The sequence below is a fragment of the Enterococcus durans genome (genome assembly GCF_002277935.1).
In the GTDB taxonomy this organism is placed as follows: Bacteria; Bacillota; Bacilli; order Lactobacillales; family Enterococcaceae; genus Enterococcus_B; species Enterococcus_B durans.
In genome coordinates, this window is sequence record NZ_CP022930.1 from 1193161 (window position 1) to 1212944 (window position 19784).

General features: G+C 38.3%; 15 protein-coding genes and 1 riboswitch. Of the genes, 8 read left to right on the plus strand and 7 right to left on the minus strand.

Going from position 1 to position 19784, the window contains the following annotated elements; all coding sequences use genetic code 11:
* Positions 1–164 precede the first annotated feature (164 nt).
* Entirely contained in the window at positions 165–1517 is a 1353-nt protein-coding gene (gene brnQ / locus CJZ72_RS05820; protein ID WP_081133758.1) for a branched-chain amino acid transport system II carrier protein, read from the minus strand.
* Positions 1518–1666: 149 nt separating this feature from the next.
* On the opposite strand from brnQ, the gene CJZ72_RS05825 reads away from it, so the two are divergent.
* Positions 1667–2263 (plus strand): TMEM175 family protein, encoded by a 597-nt coding sequence (locus tag CJZ72_RS05825; RefSeq protein WP_005875291.1) that lies wholly within the window; start codon positions 1667–1669, stop codon positions 2261–2263.
* Positions 2264–2309: 46 nt separating this feature from the next.
* On the opposite strand, the gene CJZ72_RS05830 is transcribed toward CJZ72_RS05825, so the two are convergent.
* The 3 genes from CJZ72_RS05830 to CJZ72_RS14670 form a co-directional block, all read right to left on the minus strand.
* Positions 2310–3659, minus strand: a complete 1350-nt coding sequence (locus CJZ72_RS05830) for an amino acid permease (protein ID WP_081133759.1) — start codon at positions 3657–3659, stop codon at positions 2310–2312.
* A gap of 157 nt (positions 3660–3816) precedes the next feature.
* Positions 3817–4632, minus strand: a complete 816-nt coding sequence (locus tag CJZ72_RS14665; RefSeq protein WP_232509787.1) for a hypothetical protein — start codon at positions 4630–4632, stop codon at positions 3817–3819.
* Positions 4633–4719: 87 nt separating this feature from the next.
* Positions 4720–5247: a helix-turn-helix domain-containing protein gene (locus CJZ72_RS14670; protein ID WP_232509788.1), complete on the minus strand. Its 528-nt coding sequence runs from the start codon at positions 5245–5247 to the stop codon at positions 4720–4722.
* 420 nt (positions 5248–5667) lie between these two features.
* Between CJZ72_RS14670 and CJZ72_RS05840 the strand changes: the two genes are divergently transcribed.
* From CJZ72_RS05840 to CJZ72_RS14680, 4 genes are all read left to right on the plus strand, one after another.
* Positions 5668–7116, plus strand: coding sequence for a SpaH/EbpB family LPXTG-anchored major pilin (locus CJZ72_RS05840; protein WP_095443683.1), 1449 nt, complete (start codon positions 5668–5670; stop codon positions 7114–7116).
* Positions 7113–9122, plus strand: a complete 2010-nt coding sequence (locus tag CJZ72_RS14675; RefSeq protein WP_227260318.1) for a pilin N-terminal domain-containing protein — start codon at positions 7113–7115, stop codon at positions 9120–9122. Before CJZ72_RS05840 ends, CJZ72_RS14675 begins: the two co-directional genes overlap by 4 nt.
* Positions 9123–9557: 435 nt before the next feature.
* Positions 9558–10778 (plus strand): class C sortase, encoded by a 1221-nt coding sequence (locus tag CJZ72_RS05860; RefSeq protein WP_081133762.1) that lies wholly within the window; start codon positions 9558–9560, stop codon positions 10776–10778.
* Complete coding sequence (locus CJZ72_RS14680) at positions 10775–13951, plus strand: SpaA isopeptide-forming pilin-related protein (RefSeq protein ID WP_232509790.1); 3177 nt, start codon at positions 10775–10777, stop codon at positions 13949–13951. The genes CJZ72_RS05860 and CJZ72_RS14680 overlap by 4 nt, the downstream gene beginning before the upstream one ends.
* 126 nt (positions 13952–14077) lie before the next feature.
* Here CJZ72_RS14680 and CJZ72_RS05875 read toward each other — a convergent pair whose 3' ends face one another.
* The 3 genes from CJZ72_RS05875 to CJZ72_RS05885 form a co-directional block, all read right to left on the minus strand.
* Positions 14078–14821: an amino acid ABC transporter ATP-binding protein gene (locus CJZ72_RS05875; protein WP_005875300.1), complete on the minus strand. Its 744-nt coding sequence runs from the start codon at positions 14819–14821 to the stop codon at positions 14078–14080.
* Positions 14822–14833: 12 nt separating this feature from the next.
* Positions 14834–16429 (minus strand): ABC transporter permease subunit, encoded by a 1596-nt coding sequence (locus tag CJZ72_RS05880; protein WP_005875301.1) that lies wholly within the window; start codon positions 16427–16429, stop codon positions 14834–14836.
* A gap of 231 nt (positions 16430–16660) precedes the next feature.
* A riboswitch (Lysine riboswitch) is annotated at positions 16661–16835 on the minus strand.
* Between the two features lie 317 nt (positions 16836–17152).
* Entirely contained in the window at positions 17153–17455 is a 303-nt protein-coding gene (locus tag CJZ72_RS05885) for a hypothetical protein (protein WP_005875305.1), read from the minus strand.
* A gap of 230 nt (positions 17456–17685) precedes the next feature.
* On the opposite strand from CJZ72_RS05885, the gene CJZ72_RS05890 reads away from it, so the two are divergent.
* From CJZ72_RS05890 to CJZ72_RS05900, 3 genes are read left to right on the plus strand one after another with little or no spacing between them, the layout of a single operon-like run.
* Entirely contained in the window at positions 17686–18414 is a 729-nt protein-coding gene (locus tag CJZ72_RS05890; protein ID WP_081133763.1) for an NAD-dependent protein deacylase, read from the plus strand.
* The gene (locus CJZ72_RS05895; protein ID WP_081133764.1) at positions 18404–19255 is read left to right on the plus strand and encodes a chorismate mutase; all 852 of its coding nucleotides are present in this window, start codon (positions 18404–18406) and stop codon (positions 19253–19255) included. Before CJZ72_RS05890 ends, CJZ72_RS05895 begins: the two co-directional genes overlap by 11 nt.
* Positions 19248–19769 (plus strand): transcription repressor NadR, encoded by a 522-nt coding sequence (locus CJZ72_RS05900; RefSeq protein WP_005875311.1) that lies wholly within the window; start codon positions 19248–19250, stop codon positions 19767–19769. Before CJZ72_RS05895 ends, CJZ72_RS05900 begins: the two co-directional genes overlap by 8 nt.
* Positions 19770–19784 lie beyond the last annotated feature (15 nt).

The following is a 19784-nucleotide window of genomic DNA, read 5'->3' on the forward strand; positions in this document are numbered from 1 at the left end:
CGGCTGTTTATCATAAAAAATGAGACGTATCGTTGCTAAAAAATAAGCCTGATAATCAAAAAATAGGTCACACCATTTTTAAATTATCAGGCTATCAAAGTCGATTGTTTTTTAAGTATCATTCATTTCTTTTTGAGAAAAAGTAACTTCAAAAGAAGCTTTACTCAGTCTAGTGCCGGTTCTTTTTTTATGCTACTCCAGATCAGTCCAATGATAAAACCAATGATAGCAGGAACGATCCAGCCCATGCCTAATTGGAAAAATGGAAGATACTGCTTTGCATAATCCAAGATGTGTTGGGCTATAGCTGACTGTTTGATAAAGTCGGGACAAGCATTCAAACCGTCTAAAATAGAAGCAATTAACGTAAAGTACGTAGTCATTCGATAAACAGCTGGACGTTGTTTAAATAATGGCCCCGCAAGAACCAGTAAAATCAGGGTCATTGCTAAAGGATAGATGAACATCAATACAGGTAAAGAAATCTGAATGATGTTTGTCAATCCCACATTAGCCACCAAACAAGCGAGTACACTAGCCAGCGTCACGAAAAATAAATAGTTTCTTTTTGGGAACAAATCAGTGAAAGTCTCTGCGAAAGCAGTAATCAAGCCGATCCCTGTTTTCAAACAGGCCAATACGACGATCAGTGCGAGTAAGATACTCCCGTAAGTTCCTAGATAGTGATCAGCGATTTGGGCAAGGGCGATTCCACCGTTTTCACTTAGCGCAAAACCACCTAGGCTCATGGCACCTAAATAAGAAAGCAACGTATAGATGATCCCCATCAAAACAATACTGATTGCACCAGATTTGATGGTGCCTTTTGCAATAGCAGAAGGTTTCGTGACACCCATATTGCGGATCGTCGTCACGATGATGATCCCAAATGCTAAAGCAGCTAAAGCATCAAGTGTGTTGTACCCTTGAGTGAAACCAGTAAAAAAAGCATGATCTTGGTAACTCGGTTGGACAGCAGCATGTTGCACTGTACCGAGAGGATGAATAAATGCTAGTAACAATAAGAGTCCAAGTAATACTAAGAAAACAGGATTTAAAAATTTTCCTACATAATCGAGGATCTTCGTCGGCCTTCTTGATAGCCACCATGCAGCAAAAAAGAATAGAATACTAAAAATAGCTAAAAACAAAGTTTGCTGATCAGACTGTATAAATGGGGCTAAACCGATTTCATAAGAAGTAGTTGCTAATCTAGGTAATGCGAAGAAAGGTCCGATCACAAGATAAAGCAGAATAGTAAAAACCATTGCATACGTTTGATTGATTCTTTTAGCTAATTCATAGACGCCAGCCGTCTTCGATACGCCAATGGCAATGACACCTAAAAACGGGAGGCCGATTCCTGTTACTAAAAAGCCGAGGTTTGCCCAAAAAATCGAGGCACCTGCTTCTTGTCCCATGTGGACTGGGAAGATCAAGTTACCAGCTCCAAAAAATAAACCAAAAAGCATGGATCCGATAAACATATATTCTTTAAATGTTAACTTCTTTGTCATAAATAACTCCTTTACTTCTATTTTTTTTAAAGTAACAAAAATAGTACAGATTAGCAACCATTTTCTAGATAACGGCAGTAATAAATCTTTAGATATTCCGACCATTCCGTGCTAAAATATGAGGTAACTTACTAATAGGAAGTGATCATGTGACAAAATCAAGATTAGAAGCGTTCACGGATGGCGTCGTAGCCATTGTTTTGACAGTCTTGGTATTAGATATAAAGATCCCTGATCCGCCAGGTTTCCAGTCATTATGGGGAATTCGAAATACTCTGTTAGCTTATGGTATCAGTTTTATTTTTGTGGGAGTCATTTGGGTCAATCATCACCGTGTATTTCAAATGGCAGATAAGATCAATTATCGTGTCGTATGGGCCAATATTTTTTGGTTGTTCTGGTTGACACTTTGTCCGTCAGTCACAAGTTGGGTCGGCCGTAATCCGACTGAATTTTGGCCAGAGCTGTCTTATGTCCTTGTCTACACGATGTGGAGCTTTTCCTTTAGTATCCTGATGAAACAAGTGATGCGAGCGAATAAACCTGATTCGCATGTAGTCAAGACATTGACGAAAGACCATCGAAGTTTTTTGTCGATGTTCATCAATATTTGTCTGATCGTCGGTGTATTTTTTATTCCAATGATCGGTTTACTCGGTCGTTTCCTCGTCTCTGGTTTGTGGCTTTTATCTTACCGAAAAGCCGATGAATACTACCATATCTTTTTTTCAAGAAAAGTTGAATAAAAAAACACCTGGGAATAATCCATTAAGGAAAATCCCCAAGTGTTTTTTATTTTTTCTCATATTTGATTCGATAGATGACCAATAGGCAAATGAACCAGACAGGTGTCAGTAACAAAGCAATACGTGTATCTTTCCCAAGAAGCAGGACAACACAGGTAAAAGCCATGTATAAGAAGACGAGGTAGTTACTGAAGGGATAAAAAGGCATTTTGAATGAATGAGCTTTTTTTCCAAGTATACTTTTTCGGTATTTTAAATGGGTATAGACAAGCATACTCCAAATGAATAGAAAACAAGTCGTTGCGATGCTACTGATCAAAGTGAAAACCTCACTAGGCATGATATAGTTCAAGACGACTGAAATAAAAATCACAATGGTTGAAAAGACTAATGCATTTCCAGGAACACGATGAGTAGTCAGCCGACGAAAACGTTTTGGGGCACTGCCTTCTTGAGAAAGAGAACGGAGCATCCGTCCAGTACTGTAAATCGCACTATTACAAGCTGAAGCAGCGGCACTCAAGACGACTAGATTGATCAATGAAGCAGCAATCGTAATACCGATTTCTGAGAAAACTTCCACAAAAGGACTGTTGTCTGCATTTAAGCTGTTCCAAGGATAAATAGACATGATCACGAATAAAGATCCCAAATAAAAGAGAATGATCCGAATGGGGATATTATTGATTGCTTCTGGGAGTACTTTTTCAGGATTTTTAGTTTCGCCAGCTACTAATCCGACTAATTCGATTCCAGCAAAAGCAAAGGTGACCATTTGAAAGGATAGGATAAATCCTTTTCCGCCTTTCGGGAAAAAGCCGCCATGCGACCAGAGATTCGAAATACTTATGGTACCGGCACTTGTTTTATAGTGTGTGATGATCATATAGGCACCTATGATAATAAAAGCGATGATCGCTACTACTTTGATCAGTGCAAACCAAAATTCTAATTCTCCAAAAAGAGAAACAGCGACCATATTCAATCCTAATAATAAAACTAAAGCAATTATCTCAGGTAGCCATTGGGGGACGCCAGGTGCCCAATATCGGACATACATACCCATAGCAGTAAGATCAGCCATGGCGATAGCGATCCAACAAAACCAGTAAGTCCAGCCCGTCACAAAAGCTGCTTTTTTTCCAAGATATTCTGCAATAAAATCCAGAAATGAATGGTTATTTGTATTTGATAATAAAAGTTCGCCTAATGCACGCATAATGAAAAAGCAGATGCATCCTGTGATCAGATAGGCAAAGAGGATCGATGGTCCAGCCAATTGGATCGATTTTCCTGAACCGAGAAATAGACCAGTTCCGATTGCACCACCAATTGAGATCAATTGAACGTGCCTGTTCTTGAGACCTCGTTGTAGTTCTTGTTGCTCTTCGTTCATCAGTTTACTCATCCTAACTAAAAATTTGATTACTTCCATATTAAGAGAATTTTCAAAAAATTACAACTTAGATCCAGAAATCGATCACGTGCAGTTTTCATCGATTCATATGAAAAAGCTGACCTTTTTTCATTATAAAAAAGAATCGATAACATATTTACTTGATGTCGATGAAAGAGCCGGCAATCAATCTAAGAGATTTGATATCTTGTTCCGTAAATGGTACGCGTACCAGTAGGAATTTTTGTTTTTTATTTAACTTCATTTTTTGAGGTGTCGTACTGATAACTAAATCTGCTTGTTTTGATTGTGGAACAAAAGTAACAAAATAGCTGTTTTTTAAATTAAGGATGACTTGCTGTTTTAGATAATTGGTCAATAAGTAATTCAAATCAGATTGTAGATTGATTGCCAAACGTGGTCGTAGTTTGTCAAAGGGACACAAAGCAAGACAGATCAGCAATTGATTTTGAAAACGAAAACTATTTTCGGGTACTCGATAGTTGTATTTTTGAGTATATGTGTCAAAGAGAGCGTTGAATTGATGGTAATAAGTTGGTTTTTCATTTTGAACAGCTAAAATCAACTCTTGTTGGTGAAAGAAATTTTCGTCTATTTTGAAGAAGTTGAGGCTGATGAACTCATAGCGATGTAAGCGAACAGCAAGTCTTTTTTCTTCTTCGTCCAACGGTGTAAAGTAACGTTCAAAAAGGTGAAACCAATCGTTTGTAAGTTGATCAAACCACCCACTTAGTTCAGGTGGAAATGGTTGGAAGTCTTCCTCGTATCCAAAGATATCCGATGTCTGGATAAAAGCAATCAGTAGTTGCCAATCAGTTTGGTGCCATTCTGAGAGAAAAGCAGGTTTTTCAGGAATGGAGAGCGTTTTTAACAAGAGGGTTTGCCGTAATGTGAAAGTTAAGCGACTCTCCTGTTCCATTGCATTTAATTGGACGTAAAGCCAGATCGACAATAATTCTAAAGATTGTTCACTGGGGGATACAGCTAAATAAGTAAGGATTTTTCGCGATAGTTCCCAAATGAATTTTTTATTCTTGATCTAATCAATGCGAGAAAACTGACGGTGGATCCCATAGAGAAAAGCGTAGCTAAACATTCGTAGTTGCGCTTCTTCTGCTTTGATCGTTACTTTTGCAGAAACAGAGATGTGCATCTGATAATGATTGACCAACTTATTGATTTCTTTGATCTTCCGTTTTAATTTTGACACACTGACACCGTATTTATCACAGAATTCATTTGTAGAAAATTGTCTCTGCTGGATCAGCTGTTCAATGATTTCATAAAATAAATCTGATGAATAAAAATCATCATATAAATACTGCAGACTAGATGAACGGCGAAATAACTGGATTCCTAAATTAGGAGAGATGATCAGATAAGCCTCTCCATTTGGATAGATAAGTTCCATCTGTTCTTTGATTTCATGACAGCAATTTAAGATCGTCACTTGACTGCCAAATCCTAATTTTTTTTGGATTTCCAAGGAAGTCAAGGGGAGGTTCGTTTCATCCAACAAGTGAACAATCTTGATCTTTAGTTGAGTATTCGTGTCTAAACCGTACATAAAGCACCTCTTTTTTTAGATAAGCAAAAATTAAATGGAGTGGATATTTTACAGTATGTAATAAGGGTATCTTAAACTTTTTCGTTGAACAGCGTATAAAATAGAAGGAATTTTAATTCTTTTTTTATGTCAAACCTTACATTGGATGTTAGTTTTATTCATTTATGAGCGAGTAGAATAATTTTTATATAGGTATAAGAAATGATCTTCGATAATTATTCTTAAAAAGTAACGAATCGAAAAGTGTTCATTTTTGGAGATAACCCAACTTAAAATCTGGTCTTTAATTTAAGAAATAGAAACCCTATAGTTACTTATGAGAATTTTCACGATAAAAAGAAATCTTTATCTCATGGTTGCCTAAAAATAGTAGCAAATACTATTTTTTTGTTTCTGATCATCTAATAGGAGGTGAAGTGAATGAAAAAACAGCAAGTAATCTATTCATTGCTTTTTGTGTGTTTCATTTTATTTGGCACAACGAGTCAAATACGTGCAGCAACAACAGAGACCGTGACGCTCTCCGTTCATAAGCTCCTATTTGAAGATGGACAACTACCAGACTTACAGACAAATGGGGGAGTACTGTCACAAGAAGATTTACCTGCTTATCGTGGTCTAAATGGTGTAACATTCTCTCTTTATGACGTTACTGACCACTATTATTCTTATGTGAAAAAAGGTTTAACGAAAGAACAAGTACGATCTAAGATAGCTAAACAAAATCCCACGCAGTATTTGACATCAGGTGTTACTGAGACACAGCACGCTGAATCGGGAATAGTGAATTTCAATGTTCCAAAGTACAAAGCAAGTGGTTCCTATCAAGGAGAGTACGCTGTTTATTTACTTATTGAAAGCCATGCACCAGCAACCGTTAAAGAAAGAGCAGCGCCACTTGTTGTAACTTTGCCGGTCTACCAAAACGATCAAGAAGAATCAACGATCCATCTATACCCTAAAAATGAAGAAATCGCATATACAAAACCACCTTTCGAAAAACAAGTGTTAGATAAAAAGAACAGTTATGCCTATGGAGATCATGTTTCTTATCAAATTACTACAACGATACCTGTAGACAGCTGGAATTATTCCACCTATCAAATCAGTGACCATGCAGACAATGCCTTAGTCATGAAAGAAGGGTCTCTCCATGTGCAAGTTGGTGAACAAAAAACGATCGATTATCAGAGTTCAGTTGAAAAAAACGGGTTCGCCATCCAGATTTCTCCAAAAACTCTAGCGGAATTTTCAGGAGAAAAAATGACGATCACTTATGAGATGTCATTGGAAAATGCTCAAATCGAACAAACTGATTTTACGAATACGGCGACGTTGACCCCTGGAAATCATCCAGCGATCAAAACGAAAACAACTGTCAAAAGTGGTAGACAAACATTTACTAAAGTTGATTTGAAGAACCGTAAAAAGACGTTAGCAGGGGCAGAATTTATTGTTCAAAATCAAAAAGGTCAAAGTTTGAGTCGTCTTGATGAGAAAAACAAATGGCTTGAGGTAGATAAAACACAACCAGTTGCTTCTTTAGAAAAGCAAGTAGTGATTTTAACATCAGATACAAAAGGAAATTTTAGTATAAACGGATTACCTGATGGAACGTATCAGTTGCATGAGATCAAAGCACCAACGGGATACCAACGTGCAGAAACCCCCGTTGTTTTTAACATTGATGCGATGTTCCCAAGTTCTGAACCTTTATCGGTGATCAATCAAAAAAAGAATGTTCGATGGTTCCCTAAAACAAACGATAGCCAACAAAAAGGTCTGATTGTTTTAGGTATCCTTCTCATTTTTTTAGCAGGCGGCGTGATGGTTTTTAAATGGAAAGAAAAACGAAGGAGAAATAAATGAAAAGAACAGGTAAGGGAAGATTCAACATAGTTTTGGGGCTATTCGTTGTATTGATACCATTTCTTTTAGCAAGTACGGGAGCTGACGTATCTGCTGATGACACAACTAGCAAAGACACAACGGTCACATTGCATAAATTAGGGTATGACAAAGATCAATATCCTGATCAAGCAATTGATAATACAGGTGACTCATTAGCAGATGACGGAACAGTTAAAGCAGGAACACCAATCAAAGGCGTGGTTTTTACTGCCTATGATCGCACAGACATTTATTGGACTGCTTATAAAGCTGCAGATGGGGATGCAGCTGCAAAAATGAAAGCAGGACAGAGTGCAGTCTTAAAAGCCAAGGTTGAACAGACAGAAGCGGGAACGGATTTTCCAGCAACAGATGAGGCAGGGCTTTCAACTGCTAATCTGGCTAACTTAGGCGGAACCAATAGCGACAATGCTGTTTATTTAGTCAAGGAAACAAAAACACCGGATGGAGTAAGCAATCAAAAATCAGGTGATTTCGTGATTGGGTTACCAATTTTTAAGGATGAAGATATTTTAGATAAAAATATCGATATTTATCCTAAAAATATGTTTACTACAAGTACACTAGAATTTATAAAATATGGGATTGCTGTGGATTCGAAAGATGAAACAAAATTGACTCCTGCTTCACCATTAGCGGGTGCGATGTTTGTCTTGAAGGAAGAAAATGGCGATTATCTAAGCAATCAAAACAAGTTCGATGGGACAACTGCTGCGGATGCACAAAAATTCACATCAGATAAGTCGGGGAAAGTCAGCGTACCAGATATTTCATTAACGAGCGGAAAAACATATGAGTTTTACGAAGTGGACTCAACGATTTCAAAGAGCGCAAATGCAGATAAATACCATTACCTTGCAAATCGGGCACCTATCAAAGTAACAGCGAAACGAGGAGCCGCAGACAGCAAGATGGTGTTGACTTATACGTATATAGAACAAGATTCAAAAAAAGAAACTACAGTCATTGGTACTCCAGATAAAGATGGAAAGTATGTATATACTTCAGCAACAGGAGCTAAAACGAATGAAGCAAAAGCATACAACACGGAAGTACCAGAACCCGATAAAACTGTAGATGACAGTGATGTGGATATTGATGAGAATTTGACTTATAAAATCAGTCAGCTTATTCCGAATGATATTGCAGACTATCAGGAGTTCTCTTTGGTCGACACGTATGATCCACAGTTAGCGCTACTAGCGTCAGACAAAGATATTTTAGCAACCGTCACGATCGCTGGAAAGCCAGTATCAGATGTAGCGGGTACTTTTATTGATGATGCGACGCACAATCAATTTACAGTAAACTTTACACCAGCTGAACTAGAAAAATATGTGGGAAAAACGATTCAATTCACCGTGAAAATGAAAGTGAAACCTGGTGCAAAACTGGCTGCAGGGATTGATAATAAAGTAACATTCAACAATGATTTTACACCGAAAGAACACAAAGCAACTGTTAAAACATACGGCAAACAATTCATTAAGACGGAGTGGCTGTCAGGGAAGCAATTAGGTGCCGCAGAATTTATTGTTCAAAGAGGAAACAGCTATTTGCAATATGTATCCAAAGGGCAACCCGTTGCCAAAATCACCGGCTATACCGATACTTCAAAAGATGATCTAGTCTGGGTGACTGATAAAGATCAAGCAACCAAATTGATCTCAGATGATAATGGTCAGTTTGGCGTACAAGGATTAGCACAAGCTGAAGCAGGACAACCAATCGATTATCAGTTGATTGAAACCAAAGCGCCTGAAGGACATGTCATCTTAAAAGATGCAGTGGTATTCAATGCGGATAACGGCACTGAAAAACTTGCCCAAAAAGTAGTGAACCATTCGAAAGGGATCTTACCCCATACAGGAGGAAAAGGAATCATCATCTTTATTGCTACTGGCTGTATGCTGATCCTAGTGTCAATCATCTATTTCAAAAAAAGAAATGGACAAACTGTTTAAGTCTAACCATTCATTGAATGATCATATCAAATAATAATGAATCGTTAACAAATGGATCATTGGAGAAATCAACTGAGATGGTCAATGTTAAAAGAAGATCGTGGGACAAAAGTAAGAAACACTTTTGTCACAGACTTTAAAAACGAATAAACGGTGGGAGCAGAAGCAACTCCTCGGAAATAAGCCGAAATTCACAAAAATTTGAAAAAGCAATTTTCATTAATTTCTTCTTATTTCTCGGAGTTAAACACTTCTGTTCCAACCTCATTTGTTTTTTACAACATCGTACCAAGCACATAATAAAAATTCTTTTCGAAGAAGTCCGTGTCGTTTTATTGGTAATGCGCTAAGGAAGAATGGCAAGATTCTACCAGCAATTTAGCAAAAATTTGCACGGTTTTTTCGGCTACATACCAAAAAAAGGAGGCTTTCAAAATGAAAAAGCCGCCAAGAAAGCGTAAGACTGTTCGAGTAATGGATATCCTTATGCTTTTATTTTTAACAATTGGTGTTTTGTTACTCGCCTATCCTTTTGTTAGTGATGCGTTGAATAATTTCTTGGATCAGCAACTGATCACCGTATATCAACATCAAGCAAACAAAGAAAACCAAGCTGTAGTTCAAAAAGTGATCAAAAAAATGAATGAGAAAAACGCTGAACTAGTTAAAAACAAGGCGGAGCCTGGAATGGATCAGTATGATCAGGCTATCCAAAAAAAAGAAAAACGCAAAGTAGATAAAACCTACTATCAAGAACACACAATTGCTGTGTTGGAGATACCTAAAATCAATCTTTCGTTACCGATTTTTGATGAAACGAATGAATACTTTTTACAAAAAGGGACCTCGTTACTAGAAGGAACAAGTTATCCTACAGGTGGCAAAAACACACATGCGGTTTTATCTGGCCATAGAGGGCTTTCTACTGCCAGGTTATTTACTGATTTACCAAAATTAGCAATCGGTGATACTTTCTACATTGAGATCAATAAGCAACACCATGCGTATAAAGTCGATAATATACAGACGATTGAACCAACGAACACAGAACCTCTGAAAATACAAGCAAATAAAGACTTAGTCACTTTGATGACATGTACACCTTATATGATCAACACGCATCGCTTACTTGTGAGAGGGCATCGAGTCCCTTACAAAGAAACGAATGAAACAACGAAAATGAAGCGAATCTCCTTCATACAATCGCATTTGATCTACTTATGGGGACTGCTAGGGATTATAGGCAGCTGTTTGATTATTTGGATACTTTGGCATTGGACTATTTTAGGAATGTGGGGAAAACGGCAGTATGCTCTGCGGTTTTCATTGATTGACCGAATCAGCTTACCTTTAAACGAAGTACTGATCACAGTCTATGATCCCCACAAAAAGAAAATCATCACTAGAACGCAAGAAGAAATATCGGATGTAACCAATCAGAATGGATTTATTGACTTAGGAGAATTACCTGGGAAATACTATCAGGTGAAAATTTCTCTTTCTCCTACACATTCATTTTTTGTAAAAATACGTCCTAAAAGCAGAACAGAGAACTATTTTATTTTTCGTAAAAATCAATACATCCGAATGATTGGGACAAAGGATCGCCAGTTGGATAGCCCGATCATTCAAATTAGGAGAAAGGATAAGTCATGAAAAAAGCAAGTAACTTTATTATTCTATTATTGATGATCATTCATACGATTATCCCTAGTAGTGCATTTGCCGAACAGACAGCAGAAACGTATCAAACCTATTATGAGAGGCATCCCGGTCAGGAAGATGACTTTTTAGGCGCAGCACAGCATTTCAATGTATTTGCCCGCAATGTCCATATAACAACAGATATAAATGGAAATGTCGCTGCACAAAATTTATATTCTACGCAGCAATCCTTTGATATTTGGCGTGGACGAGAAAAAATGGATCTGATCAAAAATGATGATGACTATATCCAAAATATTTTGGCGGCTGATGGGACCCCTGCACCTATGGGAACTGGAATTCCAGCGAATACGGGAAACAATCAGACAACTTATTTGGCATTAGGAGAGGGCATTGATTACCAGGCGGTTGGAACCGACGGCAAACCAACGATCAATGGGGTAAAAAATGATCAAACAACTGCAAAACAAATTGTTCAAGATCAAAATGGACAAACATTTATTGATTTTGACAGCGAGTTTACTCATTTGAGAAGTGCCAATGATGAGTTAGCAAAAAATGCGCAATCTGCGGATATCGTGGTGGAAAGTGATGATCAATTTCTCAAGGGTACTAAAGGAAAAGATGCAGTCTATACAGCTAGTGGGGATTTGAACAATCGAGTGATTGATGTATCGCAAATTGATAAAGAAGCTGTTGTTATCAAATTGAACGCAGCAGTTTTAGCGGATACTTACACACTGGATATCGTAGGTCTAGAGGCTGCAAATGCCAGTGATACAAATAAAGAAGTATTCATTGTCGTTGATGGCGAAGGTAGTGACAGTGTTACTATCAATGGAAAAATCAAACTGTATTATAAAGCAGGAGAAAATCCTGCAGATGTTACAGGTAATACATTCGTTGATAATCAAGGAAATACGGAACAGGAACGTCTAGAAACTGAGTTGATGGATTTTGCAGATAGTACAGTTTTATGGTCTTTTACAAATACGACCCAAGTGGCTGGAAAACTTTCAATTGGTAAGATGAAAAATATCGAACTCCATTCCCCATGGATCGGCAGTATACTGGCACCAGATGCTACTGTAGACGGGACAGGGGTCAATATTCAAGGATCTGTAATCGCAGATACCTATCTGGGATCAGGCTCGTTATACCGATGGGATTGGCAAGGAGAATTCTCGCCGAACAAAACCAATGGGGAAAAAGTACTGGTCGAAAAGTATGATGGCCATACAAAAGAAAAACTCACAGATGCAAAACTCATGGATACGTTGACTTATACAGTAACGAATTTAGCAAGTAAGCAAACAACTGAGCTGACAGAGAAAAATAACTGGGAGGCTTCTTTTGTACCAGGCGATTATCAAATCGTTGAAACAAATGCGCCTGAAGGGTATGCAGTAGATGCGACCCCGATCAACTTTACCATCGACCAAAAAATGCAAGTGACAAGTGGTAGTCAACTCGTGGATAGCGTTGAGCCAACGTCGAGTGGCCTTTATCTAAAAGACAATCAGCTTGTTTTTCGGCAATTCGATGAACCAAAACAGACATCTGTCAAAAAGAACATCCACCTATTGAAATATGACCAAACAACAAAAAAAGAAGTGGCAGATCTATCAGGCTTAACGTTTAAACTAACGAGTTACCAAGATGAAGCCAGACAACAAGTAAAAGAGCAGATCCCTTTGACAAAAGACTATCAAGCTGAACTAGAACCAGGATTTTATGGTGTCCAAGAAGAAACAGCACCAACAGGGTATGCACTAGAAAATAGTGAATATTATTTTACTATTGATTCAACTGGAGCAGTGAAAGGGGCCGATTCTTCAGCAATCGCCACATGGAGTGATGGTTATTTGACACAAGCTCCTGGATCAGCAGATACGTTATATCAATCAGCGGACCAACTCTATTTCCAGAAGTTTGACCAAAACCAAAAGCAGGCGAAGGAATTCAATTTACAATTATTGAAATATGACAAGTCTACAAAAAAACAAGTTAGTGATCTCTCTGGACTAAGCTTCCAATTGACGCAGTACCAAGCCGGAGAACACAAGCAGGTAATTGAGCAACAAATGATCACAGGTAATCAAATCAGTGACTTTACGATCAAGTTAAAACCAGGTTATGATTATACGATCAAAGAAATCAAAGCACCAAATGAGTATGAACTAAGTAATAGTAATTTTGATTTCAAAATTACCCAAGATGGGCATCAACTTTATTACCAAAAATTTGATAAAAAAATAGCACAAACTGTGACGAAAAAAATCAAATTATTGAAATATGATAAAACTACTCGTACACCAATTGGAACACTGACTGGCTTGAAGTTTACGATCACTCAATATAGTGATGAGAAGTATACAAAAACCAGTCGAGTAATCGATGTAGCGCAGGATTACACTGCTGAATTGACTCCAGGACATTACAGTATTACGGAAACTAGTGCACCAACTGGTTTTTCCGTCGAACATACGCCTTATTATTTTACGATTAAAGCAGATGGAGGAGTGAAGGTGCTTCATGGTAGTTTGAAAGAATGGTCTGCTGGCTATCTTGTAGTAGCAAATACAAATGAAGACCAACTTTATCAAAACAAAGATCAGCTATATTTTGAAAAGTTCGATACAACGCAAATGGATCAGCTACAACTTCATCTGTTGAAATATGATGGGCAAACACAAAAAATAATCAAAAATATCAGTAAATTAAAATTTCAAGTAACGCAATATCAACAAGCTGATCCTACGAAAGTAGTTAAGGTCCAACAGCTCTCTGGAGAAAAAGCCAGCGACTTTACAATGACGGTAAAAGAAAGCAGCATTTATAAGATCCAAGAAATCAGTGCGCCAGAAGGCTACCAGTTAGACGATAGTACCTTTGAATTTACAGTAGATGCAAAGGGGACGTTCCACTTGAAGGGCGGTCAAGCGGCTCCTCAATGGCAAACAAAGGATGAAGCAGTTGCTTCTGCAAAGGTGGACCAGTTGTATCAACAAAAGAGTGAAGCTTATTTTCAAAAAATGGATAAGAAAAAAGCAGTGCCTAGCTTGCCGCAAACAGGTGGACATGGAACGCTTGGATTTTATCTGAGTGCAAGTCTTTTCATCGTATTGGCTGGGATTCTCTATAAAAAAAGAGCAAAAAATTAAACAAGCAAAACAGGGTTAGGCAAAAGTGATTTACTTTTGTCTAACCCTGTTTTGCTTGTTTAAACGCTGAGAACTCTTTTTCAGTTTATTTCTTGGTGCTTAACGATCCTTTTGTCCTGTTTAGTTTTATCCTTTTTGTAAGATACGAGATAAAAATTCTTTTGTTCGTTCTTCTTTCGGATGAACAAAGATGTCTTCTGAAGTTCCTTCTTCTGCAATCACACCTTTATCCATAAAGATCACCCGATCTGAAACATCTTTGGCAAATTCCATTTCGTGGGTCACGATGATCATCGTCAAACCGGTATGGGCCAAATCCTTGATCGTGCTTAATACTTCACCGACCATTTCAGGGTCAAGAGCAGAGGTTGGTTCATCAAAGAGCATGACATCGGGATTCATCGATAACGCACGGGCAATCGCTACCCGTTGCTTTTGTCCACCAGATAGTTGTGAAGGTTTTGCTTCGATATAACGCTCCATACCAACTTTCTCTAAGTTTTCAAGAGCAACTTTTCGAGCTTCCTCTTTGCTTCGCTTCAACACAGTTGTTTGTCCAGAGATACAATTTTCTAAAACATTCATATTGTTAAAAAGATTGAATGATTGGAACACCATTCCAACGTTTGTCCGATATTTAGGTAAATTATATTTAGGTGATAGAACATTGTCACCGTTATAGACGATTTCGCCACCAGTTGGTTTTTCTAATAGATTGATACAACGCAGCAAAGTAGATTTACCAGAACCGGAAGAACCGATGATCGTGACAACTTCTCCTTTGTTGATCGTCATACTGATATCTTTCAATACTTCGTTTTCACCAAAGCTTTTTCTTAAATGGTTGATTTCAATGATTTTTTCGCTCATGATGCTTCCTCCTTATTCCTGCAAGTTTGAATTGTCGATTTCTTCGATCTTTGTATAGGCTGAAGGGCCATCGATTTTCTTCTCAACAAAGCGCAGGATTCTTGTGATAGTGAAAGTCATGATCAAGTAAATGATACCAACGATCGTAAATGTTTGGAAGAACTGGAAGTTCGCACCAGCAGCTGAATTTCCTTGGAAGAACAAGTCAGCAACTCCGATAACACTCAAGACAGCTGTATCTTTGATATTGATAACAAATTCATTTCCTGTGGCTGGCAAGATATTACGCAAGACTTGTGGAACAACTACTTTACGCATCGTTTGACCATGTGTCATCCCGATAGCTTGTGCTGCTTCAAATTGTCCAGGATCGACTGCGAAGATCCCTCCACGAACGATTTCAGTCATATACGCACCTGTGTTGATTGAAACGATGAATAGGGCAGCGATCGTTCGATCCAGTGAGATCCCAAAGGCTAATGCTAAGCCATAGAAGACCACCATTGCTTGAACCATCATTGGAGTTCCACGGAAGACTTCGATATAAATAGAAAGTAGTAGGTTTGCTAATTTCTGGAAGAAACGAGTAACCGCATTGTCTGACTCAGGAATCGAACGGAAGACACCGATCAATAAACCAAGAGTTGTACCAACGATCGTACCGATCAAGGCAATGAATAGCGTTAGTCCTGCACCGCGCAAGAACATGTTGCCATATTGATCCCAGATCGTTTTGAAATCATTTAACAGACCTGAGTCTTCTTCGTCGTCTTCAGTAGAAGCTGGTTGATCTTTAATTGCTTGATCCATGATAGTTGTACGTTCTTTACTTGAGATTCCACCAAGTATTTGATTCACTTTTTGGATGTCAGGATCGCCTTTACGCATCCCAACTGCAATTTGAACATCCTCAGGCTTCGTTTGGAAGCCATTTTCGCCTTTTAATTCAAGCATTTTCAAATCTTTATTGACGCTTGTTGCAGTTACTCCTTCAGGTCGTTCACTGATATAGCCATCGATCATACCTGAAGTTAACGCTGTACGCATTGCAGAAAAGTTGTCCATTGCCTGTTGTTTATCTACTCCAGGGATCTGATCGATCACATCATAATGGAAAGTATTTAGTTGAGCAGTGATCTTTGCGCCAGAAAGATCAGCTAAACTTTTGGCATTTGCGTATTTTCCGTCTTTTTGTACCACGACAACAAGTTGAGATTCATAATAAGGATCGGTAAAGTCGATTTCTTTTTTACGTTCCGCAGTAGGACTCATACCAGCGATGATCGCATCGATTTTACCAGATTGAAGGGCAGGGGCTAAACCATCCCATTTTGTTTGGATAATGACTAATTTTTTTCCTAGACCATCTGCTACTTTTTTGGCGATTTGAACATCATAACCACCAGCATAGCTTTTTTGACCTTGGATCGGTAATCCATTGTTCGCATCGGTTTGCTGTGACCAGTTGAACGGTGCATAACCTGCTTCCATACCTACACGAAATTCATCGTTCGGTGTTTTTTCATCTGCACTTACTAAGTTTCCGATACTGAAAAATGAAAAGATAAATGCAAATAATAGGGTGAGTGTAACTGAACTTTTTTTCATATTCTTTCTCCTTTTCTTTTCACACGCATGAATCAGGATCTTCCAAATAGAAAACCATGAGCCACTTCGTTAGAAAGAACCGCTGAATGGGGAACTTTCTAATCTGTTACGCATAATTTTTGCACGAGCGGTCAAATAAATGCGTTGCAATAGCTTATCAGGAGGAAATAAAAAACGACCACTTCGAGGATATGAAGGGGCCGCTAAATTTCATAGAGTGATAAACCTCTCACAAAACATAGCGCAACTTAGCATCACTGCTAAGACAGTCCATAAGCTCTTAACTTATGTCCCAACGTAAACTTTAAGCAAAAAAGAGTACATTTCGGCGATCCTCCCTAGTCCTGCTTCGACATGTTTGCTTCACTCCACAGGGTTAATGATTCTCGCGACCTCTACCTCATTGATTGAGGTAACTCGTATTCAGTTATTTATACAAAAACAGTTTACGATAGCCAAGATGCTTTGTCAATCCATAACTTGTATTTTTCATAAAAACACTGACTAAACATAGAAAATTTTCATTCGTTTTCATTTTTACCATGATTTTTTGGCGTTTCCCCTTTGATTTGAAAAGAATAAATATTCAATCTAAATCGAAATTGGTCAAAAAAAGAACCTTCCGCAAAAAAATCTTGCAGAAGGTAAAAAAGCGGTGGTATTCAGAAAAAAACTTTGTTTGCCACCATGATCGTTACTGGCTAAAGAAACCAGCAACAACGATCAAGCCGCTTTGTTCACAACCTTTGGCTCGCGGCCTAAGATTGCTTGTAGAATAACTGTTACACCATATATTGCTAATACTAAATAGATCAAACTTGAATATTGTGTGATGCCCCAACCCCAAGTTCGGTAAACAACTAAAGTAATGGCTAAAACGATAGCGGCTAGTACATTGAAAAATGCGAAAGCCCAAAGATTCCCGTTTTCTTTACGTACAAGATAAAAAATCGAGAAATAAATACTTAATGCTAACCAAGCGATACAAGCTAAAATAACGCCCCAATAAATAATGAATGGTACCATGTCAATTCACCTCACTTTGATCTTGTCTGTTTGGTCTAACGAATAAATCTCAGGTTAGTCCCAATGAATACAGCAGTATTGTAGCACGTTTTCATTTTTTTGTCAGTTAAGATTGTGATTTATTTCTCAAAAAATGAAATCGTTTGAAAGTGTATTTCTGCCAGAAGAAACAGGAACAAAAGTGTGCGTGGGGCATATTTTCGATTATAATAGAATTGAGGTGACAAAATATGAAAAAGGTAACTGTAGCAGAAGCAACACAAGCAATCAACGAAAGTAAAAGCATCACCTTTTTGACCGGTGCAGGAGTCTCGACGCCTTCAGGAATCCCAGATTACCGTTCTTTAAAGGGAATCTATCAAGGAATTGAGCAACCCGAGTATTTATTAAGTCACAAGGCAATGGTTCACGAACCGCAGAAATTCTATTCATTTGTTAAAAAAATTTACCATCCGAATGCACAGCCCAATGTCATTCACACAGAAATCGCACGATTAGAAAAACATAAAAAAGTCTGGACGGTGTCCCAAAATATTGACGGGTTACATGAAAAAGCCGGCAGTCAACAACTTGTCAATTTTCATGGAACTCTTTATCATTGTTATTGTAGAAAATGTGGAAAAGAAGTCGCTTGGCAAAGCTATTTGCATAGTGATACGCACGAAAACTGCGGTGGTCAAGTCCGCCCAGCCATTGTTTTATATGGCGAAGGATTTCAAGAAGAAGTATTGGAACAGGCTACATTTGCGGTTAGCCAAGCTGAGCAGGTAGTGATCGTAGGAACGAGTTTCCAAGTACATCCTTTCTGTGATCTGATCCAATTTCGCGCCCCACGCGCAAAAATCTTAGTCATCAATCAGAGTCCGATCTATCTGGATCAGGAATATGACTTTGTCCAGACCGATGGGGTGACGGTGTTCGATAAAATAAAAGAATTAGGAGCAAATTATGACGATTAAATCTGAGAAAGAAAAAATGATAGCAGGCGAATTATACTTTGCGAATGACCCCGAGTTAGTAGCAGATCGCCAATTTGCAAGAAGCCAAAGCCAAATCATCAATCAAGCTGAAACAACAGAACTACGCGCGCAACTCTTGAAAGAAACATTCGGAAAGACGGGCGAAAAAATTTATATAGAACCGATGATCAATTTTGATTATGGGTATAATATTTTTGTCGGCGAAAACTTTTATGCGAACTTTAACTGTACTTTTTTAGATGTAAGTACAATTGAAATCGGAGATAATTGTATGTTTGCCCCAAATGTCCAACTGTATACGGCCACTCATCCGCTTCATCCAGTAAAACGAAATAGTGGACTTGAATATGCAAAGCCGATCAAAATCGGAAACAATGTCTGGCTAGGTGGCGGAGTGATTATCACTCCCGGTGTAACATTAGGGGATAACGTGGTTGTTGGTGCAGGTTCCGTTGTGACCAAATCATTTCCAGATAATGTGGTCATCGCAGGCAACCCCGCACGTATCATCAAAATGGTCGAGGAGGAACAACCGCAAGAAACCCTCGAATCATTGAGACAAACAATCGATAGTCTGGACCAGCAACTGGTGAAACTGTTAGAAAAACGGATGCTGACTGTGACAAAAATCGGTCGAGTCAAAAAAGCAACGAATCATGCGATTTATGACGAAACACGGGAAAAGCAAGTTCTAGATAAAGTAGCAAAATGGGTGGATGATTCCGACTATACGGAAACCATTGTTGCGACCTACCAAGATTTGATGAAACATTCTCGTGATTACCAAAAACAAATGGATAAGGAGAATTCAGATGATTGATGGAGAAACCCGAAGAAAGCAAATCCTTCATACCTTATTGAATGAAGAAAAGCCAGTCAGTGCCAGTAATTTTGCCAAGCGATTTGGTGTCAGTCGGCAGATCATCGTCGGTGATATCGCACTTCTCAGAGCTGCGGGAGAAACTGTTGTCGCAACTGCTAGAGGTTACATTTTAGAAACAAGTGAGTCTACGACTGGTTTAGTTAGTAAAATCGCAGTCCAACACGGACGCGAGCAAACAGAAGAAGAGTTGCGCCTGATTGTTGAAAATGGCGGGGAAGTGCTCGATGTGGTGGTTGAACATCCGCTATATGGAGAACTAACAGGAATGTTACACATCCAAACTGAAAAAGATATCCACTCATTTATGAAACGTTATCAAAAAAGTAATGCTTCTTTGTTATCTGAACTAACAGGTGGTATTCATTTACATACCATCCGCTATCCTGACACGATCACTTTAAAACAAATCAAGCAAAAGTTATTGGAAGCAGGTATTCTATATGAAGGCTAGATAACAGAATTAGCG